The sequence below is a fragment of the Fodinicola feengrottensis genome (genome assembly GCF_039530045.1).
Classification (GTDB): Bacteria; Actinomycetota; Actinomycetes; order Mycobacteriales; family HKI-0501; genus Fodinicola; species Fodinicola feengrottensis.
On record NZ_BAAANY010000027.1, the window covers coordinates 1 to 20,362 of the forward strand.

Below are 20,362 nucleotides of genomic sequence, written 5' to 3' on the forward strand. Positions count from 1 at the left end.
GACGGCGTTCTCGACGCTGTCTTTGTTGTAGGAGTTGTTGTTGCCGACACGTGGATCTGGTAGAGGCCGAGGTTTGCAAATCGGGAATCAGCAATTCCGGGGCCCGACGCCCGAGTGTCGTCGAGTATTTTAGGATCTGGCCCAATTTCCGGGTTAGTAGTTGGCCCTGCCGGTCGCTGGCTAGGCGTGGGAGACGAGTTTTCGAAGTGGGTCGAATCCGGCACGGCCGTGGCCGGCGCTGTTCAGGGTTGGGCGCGCGCTCCTGCGATCACGAGTCCGGTTTCGTAGGCGATGACGACGAGCTGGGCGCGGTCGCGTGCGGCGAGTTTGGTCATGATGCGGCTGACGTGTGTTTTCGCGGTGAGGGGGCTGAGGAACAACGTGTTGGCGATCTCGTCGTTGGATTGACCCTGGCCGACCAGGGTGAGCACTTGGCGCTCCCGGTCGGTGAGTCGGTCGAGGGGGTAGTCGGTTGCGGCTTTGCCGGGGCGCCCTCGCGCGGCGATATCGGCGATGAGACGGCGTGTGACGCTGGGCGAGAGCAGAGCGTCGCCTCCGGCGACGATGCGGACGGCTTGGATGAGGTCGGCGGGTTCGGTGTCTTTGACGACGAACCCGGCGGCTCCTGAGCGTAATGCTTCGTAGACGTACTCGTCGGACTCGAAGATGGTCAGGATCAGTACGCGCACACCGGCAAGGTTCGGGTTGTCGGCGATGCGGCGCGTCGCCTCCAGACCGTCGACTCCTGGCATCCGGATGTCCATCAGGACAACATCGGCATGAGTCGTGGCGGCCAGGCTCACGGCTTGTTCCCCGTCCAGGGCTTCACCGATGACCTCGATGTCGTCGGTGTGTTGCAGCAGTGCGCGAAAGCCCGCTCGGATGAGGGCTTGGTCGTCGGCGAGAAGAACTCGGATCATCTGGTGGCTTTCAGCGGGAGGTGTGCGGTGACATGGAATCCGCCGCCGTGGCCTGGTCCAGCGTGCAGGGCGCCGCCGACGGCTGCGGCCCGCTCGCGCATGCCGATCAGGCCATGACCGCCAGCTGGAGTGGAGGGTGCCGGTCCGCGTCCTGTGTCGCTGATTTGCAGGCTGATCTCGCGTTGGTCGTAGTTGATCTGGACGGTGGCCGTGGCCGGTCCGGCGTGGCGGATCGAGTTGGTTAGTGCCTCTTGGACGATGCGGTAGGCGGCGAGGTCGACTGCGGGCGGCAGGGTGCTGGGTGGTTGGCCGGTGGTGGCGATGGTGGTCGGCAGACCGGCCGCGCTGACCCCGGCCACCAGCGCGTCGAGGCGGCTCAGTCCCGGTTGAGGCTGGTTGGATTCGGGGTCGTCGACCTGGCGCAGCACGGCCAGGATGCCAACGGCGTACTACATGACCAATTTCTCGACCTGATCGCTGAGCGCACGCTATGAGCAACACCAACGAGACCACCGACATGGCCACCAAGACCAGCCGCCTGCTGCGCCGCGGGTTTGCGCTGGAATGGGCGACACTGGGCTGGAACGTCGTCGGCATCGTGGTGCTCGCCGCCGCGGCAGTCGCGGCCCGGTCGGTGGCGCTGGCCGGGTTCGGGCTGGACTCGCTGATCGAGATCGGCGCTTCGATCGCGGTGATCTGGGAACTGTCCGACACCGGTGGCGCCCGGCGGCGCCGCGCGCTGCGGCTGATCGGCATCGCCTTTGCCGCGTTGGCCGGATATCTCGTCCTGCAATCCACCGTCGCGCTGATCGCCGGGCTCCGGCCAGACCGCTCGCCGGCCGGGATCGCCTGGACGGCGATCACCGCGCTGGTGATGTTTTCCCTCGCTGCCGGCAAAGCGCGTACCGGCGCTGTCCTGGCCAACCCGGTCCTGCGCACCGAGGCACGAGTCACCACCATCGACGGCATTCTCGCCGTCGCGGTGCTGGCCGGCCTCGTCCTCAACAGCGTTCTCGGCTGGTGGTGGGCCGATCCGCTGGCCGGCTACATCTTGGCCCTCTACGCCATTCGGGAAACTCGTCAATCGCTAAAGGCGGCTCGCACGCTGGAGTCGGCATCGAAGTGACTGAACGAGAATCCGGCCGCCTCCCGCGAGTCCAGCAATGCAGTCACATCCAGCTGATGGCCGCTGACCGTTGGCTAAAGTGGCAACTGTCGGATGGGTGAGTGAACTGGAGATCATCGACTGAGCCCTCCGGTCCTTCATGCTGCCCGTCGGGTTGTGGCCCTCGACCTTGACGACGATCCTTGACGAAGATCCACCGCCGACCCACGTCCCAAGGGTGTTCTCGACGGCGCGATGGACTCCGGGCCTTGTTTTACCTTTGCTTGGTTGTGATGTTTGGTCACGGAGCGGATTCTGTGTGTGACGAGGTGACCCCTGCAATAGGGCCGTGGGTTCTGCTGCACGTGGGTGGAAGGGGTGTGTCATGCAACGGTGGAAGCGCTACACCCTGATCGGTGTCGTGGCCGGCGCGGTGGTGGTCGGTCTTGGCGCGGTGGCTTTGCCTGCCGTTAGTTCCAATGTGCGCAGCTCCGAACCTGATGCCGAGGAAGTCGAAGCGGTGGTGGCCAACGTGAACGCCGCCTCCGGCAGTTGCGGAGTGGAGCGGTGGTCGGTCAAGACCGGTACGGATGCCGACGCCGGGAAGATCACGTTGCAGTCGACGACGCCGACCACGATCGCTGCCCTGGACGCGTTGACGGCGCCGTCGTCGTTGCCTTCGAATTCCCGGGTCACGCCGACCGAGACGACGGTCTACCAGCTGGCGGCGACGTTGACGAAATACAAGCTGGAAGCCGACTCCGACTACCACCTGGTGCTTGCCGATGGCGTCGGGCACACCATGATCAGTGAGATCCCGGATCCGACCTGCGTGGGCAACAGCAGCCCACTTCGGACCAGCATCCAGAAATCGCGTACCGAGTTCAACGCCAAATACACCCCGACTGGCAGTTTCCACACCGTCAACGTGCCGGTCACCGTCACCGGTGTCGGGTTTTTCGACTTCCTGCATGGACAAACCGGGGTGGCCCCCAACGGCATCGAGCTGCACGCCGTCCTCGACATTCAGTTCACCTAACTAACCCCGCAATGCCGCCAAGAGTCCGGTTCAGGCAATCCTGATCGGCCGGCGCGGAGCGGGCCGCGCGGGGTCAGCCGTCTATCGGGGGGTCTTGGTGGGCTGAGCGGCCGACATAGCCGCCGTAGCTGCGTCCAACCAGTTCCGACCACCGGATGGCGGTACTGGGGTGTAGGCCCAGGGTGCGCGCTAGGAGGGGCGCTTCCATGCGTTGGGCGAGGTGGATGAGTGCGCGAGAGCGCTGAGGACCTGGTTTGAGTCCAATGTGGTGGAGTCGGACTTTCATACGGGCCGCGCTGCGCGCCTGTCCAGCTTTCGTGCCGGGGAATAGCCACTCGCCCCATTCCGTCGGGCGACTCTCGTCGGTGACGAGACTGGCGACAAAATGGTCGAGCGGTGCCAGGAGCCGGATGAACCTCGGGACGGGACTGTCTGCGACGCGACCATAGACGCAAACTGCCTGATAACCTCAGGACCGACCCGGTGTCGGCACCTTTTCACCTCAACGACCAATTGCGCCGTGGCTTGGCGCTCGGGCGGACCGGTTGGACGCATAGCGAAGTCGAACCCGTACTGGTCTGCCGGTAATTCGACAAACCTAAGACTAGTCCGCCGCTCGAGTAGTTGGCGGATCATAGATTCAAAGGCGCTTGGCTCGAGCCGCTGAAAGTCGAGCGAAAGGAGATTGGAGAGCCTTTCCGCTAACTCCGGCAGCCCTTTTCCGGTCGCGCCAATTTCGACAACAGGAAAAGCATTTAACATCGCAGGAGTGTGAGTCCCCGCAATTCTGGCACAAACAAAGGTCACTGCACGATCGTCTAGCTCCCGGGTTCGCATCAGCTCTCGGCCAACCGATGGCCAGACTGCAACGAGCGAAGCATCGCTAAGCACGAACAGCAAACAACTATAGTCACCCAGACCGTCACGAATCTGTTCGACCCAATGATCAATCGAACCTTCAGAATAGACTACGACCTCAGCCGAGACACCGGCGTTGCGCAACAAGTCAACAATCGTCCTGCAAGTTCGTCCATCAGATCCATCACCAGCCACGAGGATCGGCCTTGTGCGGTCGTCGGCCACCGCCGGATCACGCCCCTCCCACCTTGACTATCAAACCAGTCACGATCGGAATACCACGATAGCCGGTAGGACACTCTTGAACACCTCGTCACTCGCCCTTCGCACCCTGGGCGGCCTGTCCACTGGCGAGGTCGCCCGCGGCCTGCTGGTGCCCGAGGCGACGATGGCCAAGCGGCCGACCTGGGCCAAGCAGAAGATCCGGCAGGCCGCCATCCCGTATCGGGTGCGGGAGCCGGCCGAGCTGCCCAGCCGGCTGTCCGGCGGCGCGGCGACCGTCTACCTGATCTTCAACGAGGGCTACGCGGCCGGCGGCGCCGCCGCGCTGGTACGCACCGAGCTGGCGACCGAGGCGGTCCGGCTCGGGGTCCCGACTCTGACAGAACTGGAGCTCGGCCCGTCACACACACCCGCTCATAAAACCAACCTCACCTTCAGGAGAAAGCCCTAAAAATATTGGCAAACTACCGCTGTCAACGCCAAAGCCCTGGCCCCAGTCCGTCGCATAGAGGTCGCCGGCGGCAGATGTTGACACTGCTCACATGGAGTCGTTAATGTGGACGGCGCTAACATCGAACCTGGGAGGAAGAATGCGCGCCTACGTCTTCACCGGATACGGCGATTCTTCTGCGATGGAGTTACGGGAGGTGGACGCGCCGTCGCCCGGCCCAGGACAGGTGCAGATCCAGGTACGCGCCGCGGGGTTGAACCCGATCGACTACAAGACCCGCCAAGGCAGCGTACGACTCATCAACCGGCTAGTTTTTCCAGCTGTCGCTGGCAACGAACTTGCGGGTGTGGTGAGCGCGGTCGGGTCCGGCGTGAGCCGGTTCTCGACAGGCGACCGGGTGTACGCGCGAGTGGACAAGAGCCAGATGGGCGCCTTTGCCGAATATGCCGTCGTCGCCGAGGACCTCCTCGCGGCGATGCCGTCGTCGCTCACGTTCGAGCAGGCCGCGGGCGTACCACTGGCTGGTTTGACCGCTCTGCAGGCGCTCCGGGACGAACTGGCCGTGGCCAAGGGCTCGAAGATCTTCATTTCCGGTGGCGCCGGCGGCGTCGGGACTTTTGCCATCCAGCTCGCCAAGTGGCTGGGCGCGGAGGTCGCCACCACCGCGTCGGTCCGCGGTGCCGAACTGACGAAGAGGCTCGGCGCGGACGTGATCGTCGACTACACGACGGAAAAGTTCGACGACCTCCTGCATGGCTACGACGGAGCCTTCGAGCTCATCGGCGGCGAGACGCTGGATCGAGCCTTCAGGATTCTCAAGCCGGGCGCCAAAATAGTGTCGGTTGCCGGCCGTCCAGAGCCGGCCACCGCTCGACTGGACCTCAAAGCGGGTATATTGCTGACGGCGCTGTTCTGGGCTATCAGCATCGGTACGCGCCGGAAAGCTCGCCGGCGCGGCATCACCTATCGATATCTCCTGATGCATCCCAGCGGGGACGACCTCACCCTGCTCGCCGGGCTTCTCGACAGCGGCAAACTTGAGGTCGTCTTGGACCGTACGTTTGCGTTCCAGGATATCGCCGAAGCCATGACCTACCTGGAATCTGGGCGGGCAAAGGGAAAGATTGTTGTCACTCTGGAGAAGTGACCGTCGTTGCCGGTGGCTGGATCAGTTCGATGAGGTTTCCCTCCGGATCCTTGACGTAGGCAAACCGAGCGCCCGGCTGCACTGCGTCGACCGGCGGCCACACCCCGACACCTCCGGCCGCGACGATGGCGGCGAATGCCGCATCAAGATCGCGGACCGACACCGCCCAGTGCCCGAACCCCAGCGTGCTCGCTGCGTCCAGCGGATCGACATAGTCGCGGTTCCTGCTCGCGCCAGCTCGTTCAATGAGTTCCAGGCGTACGCCCGAACCGGACCGCAGCACGACCGTGCGCACAGCTGGCTCGTCGAGTTGGAACTCCTCGATGACCTCATGCAGGCCGAGCGCCCGCTGATACCAGGCACGCTGCGCATTCAGGTCCGCGACCGACAAGCTGGCGGCCTTCGCCGCGGCGTACGTCCAGTTCGCCGCCGACCGGCCGGCGCTGTTCGAACTCACCTTCGTCGCCGGGCTGGACAAAACCCGTTCACCCGCGCTCGCCGAGGCCGGCCAGGCCCTGTTCACCGAACTGTCCGCGCCGGCTCGGGCGTTATGCGGCGACGACTGTCAGGCGCGCAGGCTGGTACTCGCTGTCGCAGCCGCGGCGGAGTCGTCGGCGACGGCCTGTACGTCGGTGATCGGCGTGACGGTGGCAAAACCGGCGTCGAGCAGGCCCTCGTCGGTGTCGGGGTCGAGTGGCAGCTCGGTCGGCTCGACATTGACGGTGGCGTCGCCGGCGTTCCAGTCGCGGCGGGCCCGCCCGAAGGCGGCCAGCCGGGCGTGCCGGATCCCACCCAACTCCTCGGCCGGCAGGTCTGGCACGTTGATGTTGACTACGGTCCTTTTACGGGCGGCCGGCAGCCATTCGGTGGCCTTGGCTGCGACGCCGGCAGCGGTGTGGAGGTGCTGTGGCTCGGTAGCGTCGATGCTGACCGCCAACCCGGATATGCCCAGTGATGCGGCCGTGAGGGCGGCGCAGACAGTACCGGAATGCAGGATGGACCTGCCAGTGTTCGGCCCGAGATCGATGCTGGCCAGCACGCACCACGGCGGCGCTCCGAAAGCGCCCAGCCGGGCCATCGTTGTCGAATTGCAGAAACGGCGCGAACTCGGCCCAGGCATCTGTCCACAGGCTGACGATCGCGGGGGGATTTCAATTCCCATTTCTCGCTGAAGTCAGCGAACCGGTCCAGTGCGGCGGCCTCGGATGGCGCTGTGTAGACGGGTTTGAGGTCAGCGGCGATCTGGACCAGTATTTCCTGCTGGAGTAACGGAAACTGTTCCTTAGGAAGGGCACGCATACTTCGGTGAAGATGCTCGCAGACGACATCAATTCGTTTGTCGCCAACTGGAACCTCGACTGTGTACTCAGTAAGTGGACAGCAACCGCAGACGAGATCATCGACAAGATCTGCAATATCACCTCCCAGATGGCGCACCTGTTCGCCGCCACCGAGATCGCCGATCTCACGCGCCAGGCGGAGTAAATTACAAACAAATCTATCTGCATTAGATGTGCCCCAGACCACATCGATAGCGTTTGGCGCCAACATAGTCACAGCAGTCGGCATAGAGGGTTCGTACCGTATCGGGCGTTCACCTTTCGCTTGCACCAGCGCGCGGAAATCGGGTTGTCCCGCGCGAACACGTTCGTCCGATCAATCGGCGGGATATCGAACACTTGCCGATATTCCACACCAGCCGATATCAGTGTTCTCGGACGTCGTCGGCGTCCGTGCTCATTGCGAGCATCTTCTGAGCTCGCAATGCGTCGAGTTTGTTCTGCAGTGCCGCGGTGACCGCTTCGTACGCGGCTCCTCCCAACACCAGGCGGCGCGGCGCGGGGTCGACTGACGCGGAGTCGATGATCGCGGCGGCGATCCGGACCGGATCACCCGGAATCGCGTGCCGCATCGCCTCCGGTGAGAGACCTCCACCAAGCGCGGCTCGGGTCATCCCCACGACGCCGTCGGCGTAGGCGGGAAGTGGCTGCGCTTGGACTATGTGGGCGTTGAACCCGGTGCGTACGCCGCCCGGCGCGATCAGGGTGACCCCGATCCCGAACGGCGCCACCTCCATCGCCACGGACTCCAGGAAGCCCTCCACACCGAACTTCGTGGCGTTGTAGACGCTCATGGCCGGGTCCGGCACGTGACCACCCGAACTGGACATCTGGATGATGCGCCCACCGCCCTGCGCGCGCAGGCGCGGAACAGTCGCGCGGACGACCCGGATGGCACCCATCAGGTTGACCTCGATCTGCCGCGTGAGCAGATCCTCGGACAGCTCCTCCGCGGCGCCGAGTACGCCGAACCCGGCGCAGGAGAACACCACGTCGATCCGGCCCAAGTCGTTGAATGCCCGGCCGACTTCGTGGTTGACGGTCGCAGCGTCAGTCACGTCGACAGTCGCGGTCCACAGGCGGTCGCCGTACCGATCGACGAGCTCGGCCAAGCCGACCTCAGCTGCCGGCGCGCGATTCGTCGCGGCGACACGATCGCCACGCGCGAGTAGTTGTCGTGTCACCTCCAGTCCAAGGCCGGAACCGGCTCCAGTGATGAACCAGGTCGATGAAGCCATTGTCAGCATCCTCTTCGGTGGTATGGGAACGAACATCAACAAAAGTAGTCACCGCCTACAATGTTGTCAATGGGCACATCGTTGGTACGCTGAACGCATGTCATCGAGTCAGGGCCCGTACCACCATGGGAACCTGCGCGCTGCCCTGCTGGACGCGGCGGTACGCAGGATCCGGGAATCCGGTATCGAAGGGCTGTCGCTGCGTGAGCTCGCGCGCGAGCTCGGCGTCAGCCACAGTGCGCCCCGTCGGCACTTTCCCGACAAGCAGTCGTTGCTCGACGCGCTCGCCGTGGTCGGTCTCGACCGCCTTGGTGAGCAGTTGGACGCGGCCCTCGACCACACTGACGAGGACTTCGCCCGCCAGCTGACCGCGTTCGCCACCACGTACGTGCGGTTCGCCAGTAACGGTCCACAGCTGCTCGAGCTGATGTTCCTGCGCAAGGAAGACGCTACGAACCAAGAGCTGCGAGAAGCGAACCAGCGGGCGTTCGGTGCGCCTGTGCGACTGATTGAGGAAGCCTGCAAGCGCGGTCAGATCGATGACTCCGACCGGGATCGCGTCGAGATGGCGATCCTCGCCGTCCTCCAAGGACTCGCCACTCTGGTGGTCGGACGCATGGCCGGTAACCGCTCCATCGACCAATTGGTGACCGGCACTGTTCACGCACTGATCGAAGGACTTCGGCCACGGGACTGAGCGCGGACCGGTCATAAGACCCGGACTGGATGCGGCCCAATCTCGCCATGCTCGAGATCGTCCTCGCCCCACTCGACGACGCCGATCTGAACTCGATCGACAAGCGTGACCTGGACCACCGGCTCGGCCCGCACCCGGACGAATGTGACGGGTGACGACCAACCTGCCGTCGGCGAGCAGGGGCTGGCGTCGTTGGTCACCCGTTCGCCGCCGTTGACGCCTTCGCCGACTCGGCTGCCTGCTTGATCCTGCGGAAGTTCTCCTGAGCCTCGTCGGTTTCGAACAGGTCCATCGTGAGGTCGAGTGCAATGGCGTCCGCCCCGGGCGTCCCGCTCCCCGCCCATGCCTTGAGCAGGGACTTGATCGCGGCGTTCGCCTGCCTGGAGTGGCCGGTGAGCTGCTGGGCGATGGCCCGCACTTCGTGGTCGAGTGCGGACTCAGGGACGACACGGGCCGCGAGGCCGATCCGTCCGGCCTCGACGCCAGTGATCGTCTCGCCGAGCATGACGTGCGCAGCGGCGCGGCCGCGGCCAATGCGTTCGGCCAGGCGCTGGACACCGCCGGCCAGTGGGGCCATGCCGGTCGTCGCCTCCACCCAGGTGAAAGTGGCGTCCTCGGCGGCCACGATCAGGTCGCAGCGAAGGACGAGCTCGTAGTGACCGCTGATCGTCCTGCCCCGGACCGACGCGACCGTGGGCACTCGCAGCGCCTCGATGGCCGCGTACGACTGGTTCACCTCGGCAATGAAGGTGCGGAACCAACTGGCGCTCTTGCCAGGCCATTCAGGTACGTTTCCGCCGGTGCCGAAGTTGGGTCCTTCCGTACGGACGACGAGCACCTTGATGTCACTGTCACTCGCTTCGTGCACGGCATTGGCGAGGTCGTCGGCGAACCGCCGGCCCAGCTCCTGCTCCGGCGGGTTGACCAGGATGATGCTCCCGACCGCGTCCTGTTGTTCGAACCGCACGGTTTTCATGCGTCATGCCTTTCGCCTGCTGATGTCCAATCCCGTGCTGGTGTGAGTCCGCCGGCGTTGAGTGCCCGGTCGGCAGTCAGCGTGTCCTTGTAGAGGTGCATACGGTCGATTTCGCCGTCCTCGACGATCGTGCGCTCCAGGGCAACTTTGCTTTTGCCCGGCGCGAACACCGACCACAGGGTGGTGAAGTACGGTGCGACGTCTTCCCGGCGGGTGCGACGGCCGGTCCAGGGCAGCGTGTCGCTTCCCGGGACGAGCCGGTCGATCCCGGACGCGAACAGTTCCTGGATGCCGTCCTGGTCCTGCTTGCCGAGACGCTCCAAAAATGCTGTTGCCACGGCCCGCGAGGTCCGCGGATCTGTTGCCATCATTCCTTCCTTTCAACTGGAAATCACGAATTGTTTCGGGTTCTTATCCCTGGAGCAGGAAGTGCTTACCGCTCAGTGGTCCGCCTAGCTGCATGAGCGCACCGCCCGCACGAAGCGCACCGAGATCGACGGGCGCGAAACCCAAGCCGCTGACTGTCCCGGCGAAGGCCGCCTTGGCCGTTTCGTCGTCGCCGGCGACGAACACGGCCTGGTTGCCTTCGCCGTGGCGGGGATCGGCGGCCATATAGGAGGCGAACATCGCGTTGAAGGCCTTGAGCAGAGTGACACCCGGCAGCTGTTCGGCCACCCACTCACTGCCGGTCAGCGGCGACACGTCGGCGAAACCACGATAGGGATCGGACTGTGCGAACTGGTTCGTCATGTCCACCACCACCCGCCCCGTCCAGTCCGCCAACCGTTGCCCGATCGCGGGAACTGCTCCGAACGGGACCGCCAGCAGGATCAGGTCCGCCGCTACTGCTTCCTCGAACGTGGCCGCTGTCACACCAGGTCCGATGGCGGCGACGAGGTCGCCGAGAGTTTCGGGGCCACGGCTGTTGCTCATGCGTACCGGGTGGCCCGCTCGAGCGGCGTGCCTGGCCACTGCCTGCGCCACCGCTCCCGCGCCAAGAGTGCCGATGGTCATGAATTCCACGGCGGAATGCCTCCTTCGTTATTTGCTGGTTTGCCGGCCGTTGATGTCGAGCAACGCGGCGCCCGTGCCGTTGGTACGCGCGGCGTCGATGGCCGCACGCAGGTCGTCCAGCGGGTACGCGGCGTGCACGGCGAGTAATTCGGGGTGGTGCGCGGCGAGCTCGGCGGCGGCCCGCCGGTCGTCTTCGCGGACGTCGGCGGGACGGGTCATCCAGCGTGAGATGCTCACGGCGCGTACCCGCAGCTCACGTGGCAGCAGGTCCGAGGTCGACAGCGTCCACGGCCGCGCCGCCAGGTCACCCCACACGACCAGGGTTCCCGCGTCGGCGAGGAACGGCAGGATCTCCCGTACGAAACCGCCACCGTGAGCATCGGCGATGACCGGCAGCTGCCTCGCACCAACAAGATCCCGCAGCTCGCCCTGCCACCCGTCGTTGCCGGTCACCACGACCGGGACGTCGGGGAAGAGCTTGCGTACTGTTGCCGCGGAGCGGTCGCTGCGGACGACCGCGATCACCGGCCAGCGTCGGTCCAGGGCCTGCCGCACGACGAGCTTGCCCACTGCGGACGCCGCCGCGGACACCACGAGAGGGGTGTCGTCGACGGTAGCGGTTGTGCCGCGCAGGTCGCTGACGGCGCGGAGTACGTCTCGCGAGGTGATGGTGTTGACGAGCAGGATGCTCGCGATCTCGTCGCTGACCGTCTCCGGCACGTTCACGGCGGCTTCGGCCGGCACCGTCACGCTTTCGGCCCAGGCACCCGGCGCCGGAAACACCGCGACCCGGTCGCCGACCCGGAGGTTGCACACCGCATCGCCGACCGTGGTCACCACTCCAACAGCCTCGCTGCCCAACCGAACATGACGGGACTCATCAGCCGGGAGCGAGACAGCTTCGGTGCCGACCAGGTCTCCCCTGTGCACGGGCGACAGACTGACCCGCAACTGGATCTCATCGGCCCGTGGCGCCGGCGCGTCCGGAACATCCGCCACCCGAGCCACGGACGCCGCATCACCCGCTTGACTGAAGATCACACTTCTCACGGTTTTTCCTCCGTACTATCCGGATGATTCCAAGCAGACGTAACCATTCTTGTTACATCTATGGCCGCAGGAATCCATCTCCAGTGACCAAGGTGGTCGGTTAAGCGCCTTTCAGAATGTCCCTCAGCACGTCCTCAAGCGTGGTTCTCGCCAACTCCGCGCGCAGTGTGGCCTCAATTCCGTCGTAGACCGCGGCCATCGCCGGTCCGATGCCATTGCCGATAACGCACTCGGGGTCAGGTGGAGATCGGTGCAGGGCGAAGATTGGCCCCGGCTCGATCGCCTCGTACACGTCGAGCAGAGTGATCGCCGCCAAGTCGCGCAACAACGTCCAGCCGGCGCCGGCGCCTCGGCGGGAGTCAGCCAGGCCGGCTTTGCGCAGCTCGGCCAGCAGGCGGCGGATCACCACCGGATTGGTGTTGACACTCGTGGCGATCTGCTCGGAGGTCGCGACCTCGTGGCCGCGACGCTGATAGAGCCCGATCCAGGTCAGGGCATGTGCGGCGACAGTCAGTCGACTGTTGGCGCTCACGTCGGCCTTCGCTTCCCGGTCACGACGTAACCATAAACGTTACGACCGCCCCTCGCAAGCTGCGGGGCGGGCCATGTACCGCACAGCGATATCCGCCAGATTTGAGCCGGCCGCGCGCCCTCTTAGCGCGTTGCCACTTTGTACACGCAACGCAGAGCAGCGATGAGTTTGCTCAGTCGCGGACCGTCCGCGCGGGTGTTCCGACGGACCACGAGGTGGGGCTTGATCTGCTCTGCCACCTCCCAGTGGACATTGGGTAAGAACGCCAACCGGTCCGGCCCGCTGGGCCCGCTCGTGCCCGCGGACGCGGTCGGTGATCTACGTACCGGCTTGAGACGCGGGTGAACAGCCAGTTCGCCCAGGAGGGCGGCAGCGACGAGATGGTCTACGACGTCGGTACGACGCTGTCGTTGATGTCGAAGACGTTCACCCTGCGGCGGGTGACCTCCTCGGGACCGGCACACCGTCGGGCGTGGGCTACTCCCGAACGCCGCCATGGCTGTTGAAACCGGGCGACGTCGCGGAGGTCAGTGTGGAGAAGCTGGGGATGATCACGAACACGACCGTTCCGAACAGCGCCCGTAGGGTGTACGCCGATGGTGACCGCCCCATCCCGGACAGGCCTTTCCAACTGACAGCGACCAAGGCTTCCTCGGTAAAAGGTCCAGAATGCGACGCGACGATCAAGCCCGTTTGCGGTGCCGCATGCGGCGGCGTGGGCGAAGACCTTCCACGAGTGTGTGGATCGTGCCCGAGACGACTGCCTCGATCTTGCGGTCTCCCAGCATTCCGTTGGTGACCAACGACGCCAACCCATGCAACGTCGCCAACACCGCCATCGCTGTCCGGTCAGGATCGTCGCTGTCGATTTCTCCAGTAACGCGCGCAGTTGCGATCAAGGCCTTTGGTGCCGCGAACGCACGGTCGTTGGCTGCGCGCAACGCCACCGCGTCAGGTTGCTCCTTGCGGGCGAAGATCAACTTCAGCATCGCCGGTCGACGAGTGGCAAATTCAACGTACGTGGCAGCGAAAATCTCCAAACGATCCGTGAAACTGCCCTCGGCTTCGCTCAGTGATTCATCCAGCGCGACGCCGAGCCGCTCCAGTCCTCTGGCCGCCAACGCGTCCAACAGTGCCTGCTTGTCAAGAAAATGCGGGCGGGGCGCACCATGGCTTACTCCGAGTTCGCGCGCCAGTTCCCGCAAGGACAAACCTTGCACACCCGCCACCTCCAGCTTCCGCTCTGCGCGATCCAACAACGCCTCGCGTAAGTTGCCGTGGTGATAAGGGGACCTCTCGGCCGACACGCTCATCATCAAGCGAGCGTATACTCTATATGGTCACTGCCTACATCAACCTGTGCATCCCAGACCTGCACACGCTCACGACGGTGATCGCCGGCCGGGTCGCCGAGCGGGTGCAGATTGGCGATGCCCGAGGGAACGCAGGCCCGCGACCAGGGCGGAGTGGGCGTCCAGGAGTGGCAGGCAACAGCTCGGCTTAGCTGACGCGGTCAGGGCTGGAGCCCTTGCAGGCGCGCGCGTCGACTGTAGCCACCCTGCCGCGGGCAACCGATTACCAACGACACGGTCTCCACGATCGATGCCTTGACTGCGGCTTCGGGTGCCGTCCGCGTTGCCGACTGAGGGTCAGCGGGGACTGCCAGGACGGCTTGGAGTACGTCGTTCCCACGCTGTTCGGGCGGTGCCGAACGGCATCGGCGGGGGCTTGGTCGGCGTCGTGCCGTTGCCGTTCGACCGGGAGCAGACCCTCAACCAGTACACGTTCCGCGTCATTCTACGCGGCGAGCAGCTCCCGCTTGCTGTCCTTGCCTTCCGGAGGAGCCTGCGGTCTCAGGCGTTGTAGCCGCCGTGGGCGTCGAGGACAGCGCCGGTGATGTACGTGGCGGTGGGGCCGGCGAGGAAGCCGATGGCGGCAGCGATCTCGTCGGGGTGGCCGACGCGCTGGATGGAAAGGCTACTGAGCATCATCTTCAGAACTTCTGGGTCCGGCGCCATCCCGCTCTCCATCAGGCCGGCCTCGACGACGTTCGCGGTGATGCCGCGTGGGCCGAGGTCGCGGGCGACGCCGAGGGTGTACCGCTCTATACCCGACTTGGTCGCGGAGTAGTCGGCCAGGCCGGGGACGCCGACGCGGGTGCCGAGACCGGAGCTGACGGTGATGATCCGGCCGTTGTCCCGGAGTACCTTGACGGCCGCGCGGATGACCGCGATCACCCCGAGGTAGTTGATCGCGTGCATCCGGTCCAGCGCCGCGGTGTCGACGTTCGGGTCGTCGACCGTACGGCCCTGCTCGACGGAGATCGCCGCGTTGTTCACCAGGATGTCGAGGCCGCCGTACGCCGCGACGACGTTGTCGATAAGCGCCGGAGCCTGACTCGTGTCTGCGTGATCGATCTGGAAGGCGACCGCCTTCGCGCCGAGTGCCCGCACCTCGTCGATCACGGCCTGCGCCTTGGCCGCGGAACTCGCGTAGGTGAACGCGATGTCCGCGCCCTGTCCGGCCAGCAACCGGACAGTCGAGGCGCCTAGCCCACGGGAGCCTCCGGTGATCAGCGCGACCTTGCCCGCCAGCGGCTTACTCATATCCAACTCCTTGTTGTAATAGTTTTGGTTACATCAATCTCAACATAACACATTTAGTTACGACGGCAACTGTCGCAAACTTTGGTGGTTGCGCCGCCACGGAGGCTGATGAGCGTCAACAGCAGGCTGACTCTGGCCGCCAGTTTTCACCGCTCATTAACATGTAGTCAATACCTACATTGTAGTCATCGACTACACGTGCCCTATGGATCAGACCGCAGACCGCTACCATCACGGAAACAGGGCCTTGCGACGATCGTCGCAAGTGGCATGACCGGTGACCGTCCTGTCGAGACGGTGGTCTCAGGCACAATCCACACGCTCGTCCACGGGCTCCGCGCGCAACGTCCAGGCAAGAACTACGTCGTGACACAGTGACCCACATACCGTAAGGACTCTTCGATCTCGAACGGCTTCATCGGCAGATCCAAACTCAGCCCGTCTACGCGCGAGCTTCAGTATGAATAGCTACCATTCGCTGCTGATCCGCGGTTCACGTCCATGGTCACGACAGACATCATCCTGACTCAGCCAATCAGATTGACGGACAAGGTCGTCAAGTTCGTGCATCAACGTGTTTTTTCGGTGAAGTCGTACGCGCGGAGGCCATGAATGAACGGCGGCGTTCTGAGATTGCGCGAGCCTCAGTCAGCGACTTTGCGCGAACAACGATCATGTCGGAGCCGTGATCGTTCTCTCCTTCTCGAGCGCGGCTGCCGCGCTGACCGCCCCCCCACCGCCCGTGGCGGCTATTACTGATGGGGTTTGCCGTCACGCGAGGTGATGCTGGCGAAACCAAGGAAGACCAGCTGGTAAAGGACGCGGCCGGGATGACGCGCACGGCGGGCAGCTTTGAGCGCTGCCCGGTGTGCTGTGAGGTGCCGGCCGCGGACGGGGTGGCCGAGGTCGTGTGCCTGGCGGAAGTGCTGGTATCCGGTGGCCCAGTCGCGCACTGCCATGCGTGCCTGTCCGGCTTCCATTTCTTGGTCGTATTCCACGATGTCTTTTTTCTTTTCTCTTCAAGGAAATTGGGGCCGCTCGTCATCGCCCGTCGAATTCGTCGGGATGTGGGCCGAGCCGGCGGTCCTGGTCGAGCTTGTCGATCGAGCAGAGGTCGGCCTCGTCGAGCGGAGCGACGTCGAGGGTGGCGAGGTTGGCCCGGATGCGTGCCTGGTCCTGCGAGCGGGGGATCACGGCTGTGCCGCGCTGCAGGTGCCAGGCCAGCACGACCTGCGCCGTCGTCACTGCTCTTTGGTGGGCGATGTCGAGCAGCACTGGGTCGTTCAGCAGACAGCCCTGCCCGAGTGGTGACCAGGCTTCGGTCACGATTCCGAGTTCGTCATGGAGGGCGCGCAACTCCTGCTGCTGCAGGTATGGGTGTAGTTCGATCTGGTTGACCGCAGGCGTGACTGTCGTCGCCGACAGAAGCTGTCGCAGGTGGTGCGGTTGGAAGTTGGAGACACCGATCGCCCGCGTCAGACCTTCGTCGCGGAGCTGCTCGAGAACCTGGTAGCTCTCGATGAACCGGCCGAGAGCTGGCGCGGGCCAGTGCAGCAGATACAGGTCGACATGGTCGAGAGCCAGCCTGCCGAGACTGGCCAACAGGGCGGGACGGACGGCGTCGCGGCCCTGGTCGTTGTTCCACACCTTGGTGGTGACGAACACCTCGTCCCTGAGCAGGCCCGACGCCGCGATGGCTAGGCCGACACCAGTCTCGTTGGTGTAAGCCGTGGCGGTGTCGACTTTCCGGTAGCCGGCGGCAAACGCTTTCTCGAGAGCCTGGGCCGCAGTCTCGTCGGTCAGGTGTGCGGTACCGAACCCGATGGTCGGCATGGTGACCCCGCGGTCGAGCGTGACAGCGGGAGCGATCAAGTCACTCATCCAATCCTCCAAGTTGCGGCAGGCCTATCTAGACATTGACTACAATATAGATGCCGTCTACATTTGTACAAGTCGGCAACGGCGGACACCACCTGAAGGAGCACCACTCATGACCGGTACGTCCAAGTTCGCCATCCGCTTCCACCACCTCAGCCTCTCCGCGGCTGACCTCGCCGCACAGCAGCGCTGGTACAAGGGGAGCGCTTGCGCGGCCAGGGCTATGGACACTGGGCGCTCGACGACAACCCCGAGGCTCTGCTCGGACTGGACGCGATCCTCGACGACATCTCCGTGTACCGGCTCACCGGCCTGCGGCCTCGTCCGCCCGGCTCTACTGGGAAGGCTTCTCCGCCGCGGCCCCGCCGCTGACCACACTCGACCTGCCCGTAGGAGTGAGTGTCTTCCCCCGCGAGATCGTCCGGACACCCCGCCTCTGGGCCGAACGCGCCTACCTCATCCTGATCTACTTCAACGACCAAATTCGCGCCGGCGGCACTTCGCGGCATTCGAGAGGACGGCATTGCCGTACTGTTGCAGGAAAACCCGGGCGAAGCCGACCGCGAGGACGTACGTGAAGCTGCCCGGATCTGCCCCGCGCTGGCGATTGCCGTGAGCGTCCAGTGAACTCACTGGACCGGATCGTCGTTGCACTCACCTGGAACGTGCCGCGCCAAGCTCGGCTGCTCCGGCAACACGCCATCGCCCGCAGCCAACTTCGATCCGCTACTCGCGAAACGCATCTCTCTGAGAGGCGGCACCCGACATGCGCGCCCCTATAGCCGCGAACCGGACCATCGTTGACCACAATGGCGGAGTGTCGGATCGGACAGAGCCGGTCGAGTCGAGGCTGTGCAACCGGTGGGGCGAAGGTGAGCACCTACACACTGAGATCCTCGCCGGTGCCAGCCAGTTGCTGTCCGACCTCGGCGGCGAGGACGGCGTCACCATTCGCGGCGTCGCGCGTGCCGTCGTGGTCGCCCCAGCCAGCATCTACGAACACTTCAAGGACCGGGCCGCTCTCATCGACGACATTAGAGAGCACCTCGTGCAGCAGTTGCGTACGGCGATCGCCGCCGCGGACGCGAGCGTCGCACCTGACGACGCGATCGGCCGGGCACGTGCTCAAGCGGGTGCCTACTGCGAGTACGGCTACACCCACGCTGGCCATTATCGGCTGATCATCGATACCCCGCCCACGTACTCCACCGGCTGTACCAACAGCTCCGTTCGCGGCGTCCTCGATGACCTCACCCAGGCGTTTCAACGCTGCGCCGACGCCGGCCACTGCCTACGCCTGTCCAAGCACAATCGGCCGCCCACGCTTATGTCAGTGCGCACGGGCTGGTCGCGCTCTTCGTGGCAACCCTGGGCCGCGGCGACGACGAGGCGGACAAAGTGATCGAGGAGCGGCTCCCTGGATTCCTCGACGAAATCTTTTCCTTTTACTGAGTGAATAGCACGGTCACGTACACCGTCGTCTTGAGCACTCACCGGCTGACGGAATATCCATTTCTTGGCAGGCCCCAGTGGTCTGTCGTTCACGCACCATTTTCCGTTGGAGACACGATTTCCATGAAAACAACGGGCACCGGGCGACCCAGCGGGCTGATCGTGGCAGCACTCGCCTTGGCCGGCATCGTCGTGTCGGTCATGATGACCCTGGTCGTTCCGCTGGTGCCGAGCCTGCACACGCTGCTGCACACAAGTCGGGCCGATGCGGCCTGGGTACTGACGATCACCCTGCTGGCCTCGGCGGTTTTCACGCCGGTGGCGGGCCGACTCGGTGACATGTTCGGCAAACGGCGGATAATCGTTATCGCCCTGACCGCGCTGATCGCCGGGTCCATCGTCTGCGCGGTTTCGGCCTCACTTCTTCCGGTGTTGATCGGTCGCGCCCTGCAAGGCTGCGCGCTTTCAGCAATACCGCTGGGAATCAGCATCATGCGAGACGTCCTTCCGGCGGACCGGGTCGGTTCGGCGATGGGGCTGATGAGCTCATCGCTTGGCGTTGGGGGCGCGCTCGCATTGCCGGTCGCCGCTGTCGTGGTGCAGTACGCGAACTGGCATTTTCTGTTTGTGGGAGCCGCCGTCATCGGCACACTCGGCATGCTGTTCGTGCTGCTGGTCGTACCCGAATCACCGCTGCGTACGCGGGGAAAGTTCGACTTCGCCGGGGCGGTCGGCTTGTCCGTCGCGCTCGTACTGCTGCTGCTGGGCATCTCCAAAGGCAGCGAATGGGGCTGGACCAGCCTGCCTACCCTCGTCTGCCTCGTCCTCGCGGTCATCGTGCTGATCGGTTGGGGGTTGTTTGAGCTGAGGACCACCGACCCGCTCGTCGATCTGCGTACTACCGGGAAACGACAGGTCCTGCTGACCAACCTCGCCGCGATCAGCACCGGATTCGTGATGTTCGCCATCCAACTGGTGCCCATCCAGCTGCTCCAGCTGCCGACCGCCACCGGTTTCGGATTCGGCTTCCCGCTGGCAGTAGCTGGCCTGTTGATGATGCCCACCGGCATCATGATGCTCTTATCCTCGCCGTTGGCCGCCCGGGTCAGCGCCAGGTACGGCCCAAAAACCTCGCTCCTGACGGGCCTCGCCATTCTCGCCGCCAGCTATCTCGCCGCGCAGGCGCTGATTGGCCAAGCGTGGGGAATCGTCGCGACCGGCGCGCTCATCGGGCTGGCGATCGGGTTCACCTTCGCCGCGATGCCCGGACTCATCAACGCCGCAGTACCGCGATCGGAAACCGCGTCCGCCAATGGCATCAACACGCTGATGCGCTCCATCGGCAGCTCCATCGCCAGCGCCGTCTTCGGCGCGATCCTGGCCCAGCTGACCATCCCGTTCGCACACACTCTGATCCCCAGCCTGGCCGGATTCCGCACCGCCTACCTCATCGCCTTCGTCGGCGCGCTGTTGGCTATCGGCATTGCCATCCTCATCCCCGGCCAAGGCAACAAAACCGCACCTCGTCAGGTGACGGCCGAACACGCCAAACCGTTCATGGCGGATCACCACCTGAAATGCGACTGAGGTGCTGGGTCAGGATCGCGCGGTGGCGGCGCGCGGGCGGTGCCGACGCCGATCGAGCCGTTGACAGAGCCAGCGACAAAGTGGACTGGTACGGGCGCCAACTACTTGCCAGACAAAGCGTTCCGGCAAACAAAACACCGCGTGAGCGGGATACGACCGATGACGTACGCCAGCAGTCGCTCTCGGCACGACGTGCGGGTCACTGAAACAGGGAGGGTGGCACTGAACAATCGACACCTGTTCAGGAGCC

General features: G+C 64.6%; 26 protein-coding genes and 1 pseudogene. 10 read left to right on the forward strand and 17 right to left on the reverse strand.

Features of this window, described 5'->3' with window-relative positions; all coding sequences use genetic code 11:
• Positions 1-242: 242 nt before the first annotated feature.
• Positions 243-920 (reverse strand): response regulator, encoded by a 678-nt coding sequence (locus ABD301_RS30185; RefSeq protein ID WP_344313689.1) that lies wholly within the window; start codon positions 918-920, stop codon positions 243-245.
• Positions 917-1,348, reverse strand: coding sequence for a sensor histidine kinase (locus tag ABD301_RS30190; RefSeq protein WP_344313690.1), 432 nt, complete (start codon positions 1,346-1,348; stop codon positions 917-919). Before ABD301_RS30190 ends, ABD301_RS30185 begins: the two co-directional genes overlap by 4 nt.
• A 62-nt stretch (positions 1,349-1,410) precedes the next feature.
• On the opposite strand from ABD301_RS30190, the gene ABD301_RS30195 reads away from it, so the two are divergent.
• Positions 1,411-2,046 (forward strand): cation efflux transmembrane domain-containing protein, encoded by a 636-nt coding sequence (locus tag ABD301_RS30195; protein ID WP_344313692.1) that lies wholly within the window; start codon positions 1,411-1,413, stop codon positions 2,044-2,046.
• A 364-nt stretch (positions 2,047-2,410) separates the two neighbouring features.
• Positions 2,411-3,064 (forward strand): hypothetical protein, encoded by a 654-nt coding sequence (locus ABD301_RS30200; protein WP_163567024.1) that lies wholly within the window; start codon positions 2,411-2,413, stop codon positions 3,062-3,064.
• A gap of 282 nt (positions 3,065-3,346) precedes the next feature.
• On the opposite strand, the gene ABD301_RS42580 is transcribed toward ABD301_RS30200, so the two are convergent.
• Positions 3,347-3,901: a restriction endonuclease gene (locus ABD301_RS42580; protein WP_390623910.1), complete on the reverse strand. Its 555-nt coding sequence runs from the start codon at positions 3,899-3,901 to the stop codon at positions 3,347-3,349.
• Between the two features lie 322 nt (positions 3,902-4,223).
• Here ABD301_RS42580 and ABD301_RS30205 point away from each other — a divergent pair, with 322 nt between their 5' ends.
• Positions 4,224-4,595, forward strand: coding sequence for a DUF6596 domain-containing protein (locus tag ABD301_RS30205; RefSeq protein ID WP_344313693.1), 372 nt, complete (start codon positions 4,224-4,226; stop codon positions 4,593-4,595).
• 139 nt (positions 4,596-4,734) lie between these two features.
• Positions 4,735-5,742 (forward strand): NADP-dependent oxidoreductase, encoded by a 1,008-nt coding sequence (locus tag ABD301_RS30210; protein ID WP_163567026.1) that lies wholly within the window; start codon positions 4,735-4,737, stop codon positions 5,740-5,742.
• Here the strand turns inward: ABD301_RS30210 and ABD301_RS30215 are convergent.
• From ABD301_RS30215 to ABD301_RS42585, 3 genes and pseudogenes are all read right to left on the reverse strand, one after another.
• Positions 5,726-6,199 (reverse strand): VOC family protein, encoded by a 474-nt coding sequence (locus ABD301_RS30215; protein WP_344313695.1) that lies wholly within the window; start codon positions 6,197-6,199, stop codon positions 5,726-5,728. The two genes, ABD301_RS30210 and ABD301_RS30215, sit on opposite strands and share 17 nt — an antisense overlap.
• A 108-nt stretch (positions 6,200-6,307) precedes the next feature.
• On the reverse strand, positions 6,308-6,862 hold the full coding sequence (locus ABD301_RS30220; protein ID WP_344313696.1) for a 5'/3'-nucleotidase SurE: 555 nt from the start codon (positions 6,860-6,862) through the stop codon (positions 6,308-6,310).
• Positions 6,825-7,037, reverse strand: a pseudogene (locus tag ABD301_RS42585) (transposase); the annotation flags it as partial. The gene ABD301_RS30220 and the pseudogene ABD301_RS42585, both read right to left, overlap by 38 nt.
• A 10-nt stretch (positions 7,038-7,047) precedes the next feature.
• On the opposite strand from ABD301_RS42585, the gene ABD301_RS30225 reads away from it, so the two are divergent.
• Positions 7,048-7,227 carry a hypothetical protein gene (locus tag ABD301_RS30225; RefSeq protein ID WP_344313698.1) on the forward strand — a complete coding sequence of 60 codons (180 nt, stop codon included), beginning with the start codon at positions 7,048-7,050 and terminating at the stop codon, positions 7,225-7,227.
• A gap of 220 nt (positions 7,228-7,447) precedes the next feature.
• On the opposite strand, the gene ABD301_RS30230 is transcribed toward ABD301_RS30225, so the two are convergent.
• On the reverse strand, positions 7,448-8,320 hold the full coding sequence (locus tag ABD301_RS30230; RefSeq protein ID WP_344313699.1) for an SDR family oxidoreductase: 873 nt from the start codon (positions 8,318-8,320) through the stop codon (positions 7,448-7,450).
• Between the two features lie 97 nt (positions 8,321-8,417).
• Here ABD301_RS30230 and ABD301_RS30235 point away from each other — a divergent pair, with 97 nt between their 5' ends.
• Positions 8,418-9,017: a TetR/AcrR family transcriptional regulator gene (locus tag ABD301_RS30235; protein ID WP_344313700.1), complete on the forward strand. Its 600-nt coding sequence runs from the start codon at positions 8,418-8,420 to the stop codon at positions 9,015-9,017.
• A gap of 196 nt (positions 9,018-9,213) precedes the next feature.
• Here ABD301_RS30235 and ABD301_RS30240 read toward each other — a convergent pair whose 3' ends face one another.
• From ABD301_RS30240 to ABD301_RS30260, 5 genes are all read right to left on the reverse strand, one after another.
• Positions 9,214-9,993, reverse strand: a complete 780-nt coding sequence (locus ABD301_RS30240; protein ID WP_344313701.1) for an enoyl-CoA hydratase/isomerase family protein — start codon at positions 9,991-9,993, stop codon at positions 9,214-9,216.
• Positions 9,990-10,361: a nuclear transport factor 2-like protein gene (locus ABD301_RS30245; protein ID WP_344313702.1), complete on the reverse strand. Its 372-nt coding sequence runs from the start codon at positions 10,359-10,361 to the stop codon at positions 9,990-9,992. Before ABD301_RS30245 ends, ABD301_RS30240 begins: the two co-directional genes overlap by 4 nt.
• Positions 10,362-10,404: 43 nt before the next feature.
• A complete protein-coding gene (locus tag ABD301_RS30250) occupies positions 10,405-11,007 on the reverse strand; it encodes an NADPH-dependent F420 reductase (RefSeq protein ID WP_344313719.1) in 603 nt (200 codons plus the stop codon).
• A gap of 27 nt (positions 11,008-11,034) precedes the next feature.
• Positions 11,035-12,057, reverse strand: a complete 1,023-nt coding sequence (locus tag ABD301_RS30255; RefSeq protein ID WP_344313703.1) for an alcohol dehydrogenase catalytic domain-containing protein — start codon at positions 12,055-12,057, stop codon at positions 11,035-11,037.
• A gap of 100 nt (positions 12,058-12,157) precedes the next feature.
• Complete coding sequence (locus tag ABD301_RS30260; protein WP_163567032.1) at positions 12,158-12,589, reverse strand: Rrf2 family transcriptional regulator; 432 nt, start codon at positions 12,587-12,589, stop codon at positions 12,158-12,160.
• A 341-nt stretch (positions 12,590-12,930) separates the two neighbouring features.
• Between ABD301_RS30260 and ABD301_RS30265 the strand changes: the two genes are divergently transcribed.
• Together ABD301_RS30265 and ABD301_RS30270 are read left to right on the forward strand one after the other, a co-directional pair.
• Entirely contained in the window at positions 12,931-13,095 is a 165-nt protein-coding gene (locus ABD301_RS30265; RefSeq protein WP_344313720.1) for a hypothetical protein, read from the forward strand.
• Positions 13,062-13,388: a hypothetical protein gene (locus tag ABD301_RS30270; protein WP_344313704.1), complete on the forward strand. Its 327-nt coding sequence runs from the start codon at positions 13,062-13,064 to the stop codon at positions 13,386-13,388. The genes ABD301_RS30265 and ABD301_RS30270 overlap by 34 nt, the downstream gene beginning before the upstream one ends.
• Here ABD301_RS30270 and ABD301_RS30275 read toward each other — a convergent pair.
• From ABD301_RS30275 to ABD301_RS30295, 5 genes are all read right to left on the reverse strand, one after another.
• A complete protein-coding gene (locus ABD301_RS30275) occupies positions 13,273-13,905 on the reverse strand; it encodes a TetR/AcrR family transcriptional regulator (RefSeq protein WP_344313705.1) in 633 nt (210 codons plus the stop codon). The genes ABD301_RS30270 and ABD301_RS30275 overlap by 116 nt on opposite strands.
• A 537-nt stretch (positions 13,906-14,442) precedes the next feature.
• The gene (locus ABD301_RS30280) at positions 14,443-15,195 is read right to left on the reverse strand and encodes an SDR family NAD(P)-dependent oxidoreductase (RefSeq protein ID WP_344313707.1); all 753 of its coding nucleotides are present in this window, start codon (positions 15,193-15,195) and stop codon (positions 14,443-14,445) included.
• 752 nt (positions 15,196-15,947) lie between these two features.
• Positions 15,948-16,193, reverse strand: a complete 246-nt coding sequence (locus tag ABD301_RS30285; protein WP_163567033.1) for a DUF3703 domain-containing protein — start codon at positions 16,191-16,193, stop codon at positions 15,948-15,950.
• A 43-nt stretch (positions 16,194-16,236) separates the two neighbouring features.
• On the reverse strand, positions 16,237-17,076 hold the full coding sequence (locus ABD301_RS30290) for an aldo/keto reductase (protein ID WP_163567034.1): 840 nt from the start codon (positions 17,074-17,076) through the stop codon (positions 16,237-16,239).
• Positions 17,077-17,544: 468 nt separating this feature from the next.
• The gene (locus ABD301_RS30295; RefSeq protein WP_279579292.1) at positions 17,545-17,706 is read right to left on the reverse strand and encodes a hypothetical protein; all 162 of its coding nucleotides are present in this window, start codon (positions 17,704-17,706) and stop codon (positions 17,545-17,547) included.
• 184 nt (positions 17,707-17,890) lie between these two features.
• Between ABD301_RS30295 and ABD301_RS30300 the strand changes: the two genes are divergently transcribed.
• Positions 17,891-18,475 (forward strand): TetR family transcriptional regulator, encoded by a 585-nt coding sequence (locus ABD301_RS30300; RefSeq protein ID WP_344313710.1) that lies wholly within the window; start codon positions 17,891-17,893, stop codon positions 18,473-18,475.
• A gap of 173 nt (positions 18,476-18,648) precedes the next feature.
• Positions 18,649-20,112: an MFS transporter gene (locus ABD301_RS30305; RefSeq protein WP_344313711.1), complete on the forward strand. Its 1,464-nt coding sequence runs from the start codon at positions 18,649-18,651 to the stop codon at positions 20,110-20,112.
• Positions 20,113-20,362 lie beyond the last annotated feature (250 nt).

Bases quoted from the DNA above. Each gene is read 5' to 3' on its own strand.
- ABD301_RS30245 (WP_344313702.1), bottom strand. From the start codon at position 10,361: ATGGCAACAGATCCGCGGACCTCGCGGGCCGTGGCAACAGCATTTTTG.
- ABD301_RS30220 (WP_344313696.1), bottom strand. From the start codon at position 6,862: ATGCCTGGGCCGAGTTCGCGCCGTTTCTGCAATTCGACAACGATGGCC.
- ABD301_RS42580 (WP_390623910.1), bottom strand. From the start codon at position 3,901: ATGCGAACCCGGGAGCTAGACGATCGTGCAGTGACCTTTGTTTGTGCC.
- ABD301_RS30250 (WP_344313719.1), bottom strand. From the start codon at position 11,007: ATGACCATCGGCACTCTTGGCGCGGGAGCGGTGGCGCAGGCAGTGGCC.
- ABD301_RS30305 (WP_344313711.1), top strand. From the start codon at position 18,649: ATGAAAACAACGGGCACCGGGCGACCCAGCGGGCTGATCGTGGCAGCA.
- ABD301_RS30195 (WP_344313692.1), top strand. From the start codon at position 1,411: ATGAGCAACACCAACGAGACCACCGACATGGCCACCAAGACCAGCCGC.
- ABD301_RS30185 (WP_344313689.1), bottom strand. From the start codon at position 920: ATGATCCGAGTTCTTCTCGCCGACGACCAAGCCCTCATCCGAGCGGGC.
- ABD301_RS30290 (WP_163567034.1), bottom strand. From the start codon at position 17,076: ATGAGTGACTTGATCGCTCCCGCTGTCACGCTCGACCGCGGGGTCACC.
- ABD301_RS30240 (WP_344313701.1), bottom strand. From the start codon at position 9,993: ATGAAAACCGTGCGGTTCGAACAACAGGACGCGGTCGGGAGCATCATC.
- ABD301_RS30210 (WP_163567026.1), top strand. From the start codon at position 4,735: ATGCGCGCCTACGTCTTCACCGGATACGGCGATTCTTCTGCGATGGAG.
- ABD301_RS30280 (WP_344313707.1), bottom strand. From the start codon at position 15,195: ATGAGTAAGCCGCTGGCGGGCAAGGTCGCGCTGATCACCGGAGGCTCC.
- ABD301_RS30230 (WP_344313699.1), bottom strand. From the start codon at position 8,320: ATGGCTTCATCGACCTGGTTCATCACTGGAGCCGGTTCCGGCCTTGGA.
- ABD301_RS30200 (WP_163567024.1), top strand. From the start codon at position 2,411: ATGCAACGGTGGAAGCGCTACACCCTGATCGGTGTCGTGGCCGGCGCG.
- ABD301_RS30275 (WP_344313705.1), bottom strand. From the start codon at position 13,905: ATGATGAGCGTGTCGGCCGAGAGGTCCCCTTATCACCACGGCAACTTA.
- ABD301_RS30235 (WP_344313700.1), top strand. From the start codon at position 8,418: ATGTCATCGAGTCAGGGCCCGTACCACCATGGGAACCTGCGCGCTGCC.